At 46.2% G+C, this 1,787-nt stretch carries 1 protein-coding gene; it reads right to left on the bottom strand.

The annotated features are described in order from the left end of the window. Window positions 1–229: 229 nt before the first annotated feature. On the bottom strand, window positions 230–1,675 hold the full coding sequence (locus QUA25_RS29110) for an amidohydrolase (RefSeq protein ID WP_333043169.1): 1,446 nt from the start codon (window positions 1,673–1,675) through the stop codon (window positions 230–232). Window positions 1,676–1,787: the final 112 nt, after the last annotated feature.

Below are 1,787 nucleotides of genomic sequence, written 5' to 3'. Positions count from 1 at the left end.
TAATTGGGTCAACAGGTAAAAGATGAGTAATTTGACTCATTGACAATAGTGCTTTTAGCTTAACTTGTGAGTAATGGTCTGGCGTCTACATTTCTCTGGTTGTTAGGGGGTGTCATGGCTAGAGCTTCTGAGTGATTGGGATTTGCGAGGTTGATTGCGTTAATTTTTAGTGGCGGCGCTAATTATGTGATTCAACGGGACATGATATAATATTCTATTGGTTAATTTTTTAAGAATAACCTTGCAGGTTCATGACTTTTCGATAGTGGGCTTCTATTTCACTCACCGTTTGCGATTGACGCTTGCTAGTCCACTCGCTGCGATCGAATAATTCCCGCCTCAAAGCATCAACATCGATCGTTTGCACCTTACGTTCGGCGACAATTTGCTTGCCGTTTACCCAAACGGTGTCTACCGCATTAGTCGGGCGTCCCAATATTAGTAACCCAATCGGATCGGTGCGCGGCAGCAATGATAAACTGGTTAAATCATACAGCACAAAATCTGCTTTTTTACCGACTGTGAGCGAACCCATTTCATCGGCGAGATTCAAGCCTTTTGCTCCTCCCAGGGATGCCATTTCTACAGACTGGCGCGGTGTAATCCATTGGCGGTAATCCAAATCCGTAATATTGTGCAAAATTGAACCAATTTTAATCGCTTCCAGCAAATCTTGAGAGTCATTGCTAGCAGCGCCGTCGCAGCCAAAAGATACGTTAACTCCCGCTTGACGGTATTTCAAAATTGGTGCAATCCCGCTTCCCAAGCGCAAGTTGCTGAGGGGATTGTGTACGACTGTCGCTCCCGTTTCTGCCATAATCGCAATGTCAGAATCGTCCAGCCAAACGCAGTGCGCTAAAGAAGTTCGCGGACTCAAATAACCAATTTTTTGCAGGTGTTCGACAGCGCTACAGCCGTATTTTTCGTGAGCTAGTTGTTTTTGAGCGGGGGTTTCCAAGAGGTGGGCGTGACGGCAAAGGTTGTAGCGATCGCTCAATTCGATGCAGCCTTCAAACAAAGCATCGGAACACAGTTGAATTCCCGTCGGCGCCAACAACATATTAACACCTTTTTCGGGATTGTGAAACTGTTTTATGGCTGTTTCCATTAATTCCAAAGTTGCCTTAGTCGAGCGAATGTAAGCCGCGTGTTCGATACCGCTATCGCCCGCAGGCATTCCCGCCGTCAGGGATTCATCTTGAATTAACGGCCCGATAAAAGCGCGGATACCGATTTCTTGATAAGCGCGAACTGCTGCGGCGATTGTCTCTAATTCTTGTCCCGGAATCAAAACTAAATGATCCACGACGCTTGTACCGCCCGACAGCAATGTTTCTACCGCAGTTCCCAAGGCGCTCAAGTAAACTTGTTCGGGATCTAGAGGTGTAAAATCGTATAATTCGGCAATCCACAACTCCAGCGGCAAAGGGGGAATTATGCCCCGTTGCCACATTTCTGAAGAGTGAGTGTGCGCGTTGACAAAACCGGGCAGCAGCAGCTTATTTTTGCCGTTAATAACTGTTTGACCCCCCCTATCCTCCTTTTGGTAAGCGGGGGAATGAGAGGGGATGTTATTGGGCGCGATCGCACTTATGCAACTATCCACCACTTGCACATCTGCGGTTTCATAACCGCTATCAACCGGAATTAAAGCATTGTGAATTGTAAAGCTCATAGATTTACCCTTTCTGTAAATGGTAGTGGTTTTATGTCAATACTCCGGACAGTTTTTAAATAGGGATGCTTACGCAATAAAGCACAGAAGCGAAAAAACTGAGTGCTATCTG

Origin of the sequence: Microcoleus sp. Pol17C6 (assembly GCF_036701145.1) — a bacterium.
In the GTDB taxonomy this organism is placed as follows: Bacteria; Cyanobacteriota; Cyanobacteriia; order Cyanobacteriales; family Microcoleaceae; genus Microcoleus.
The sequence above is the reverse complement of the archived record's forward strand: the minus strand, read 5'-3'. Positions and strand labels throughout refer to the sequence as shown.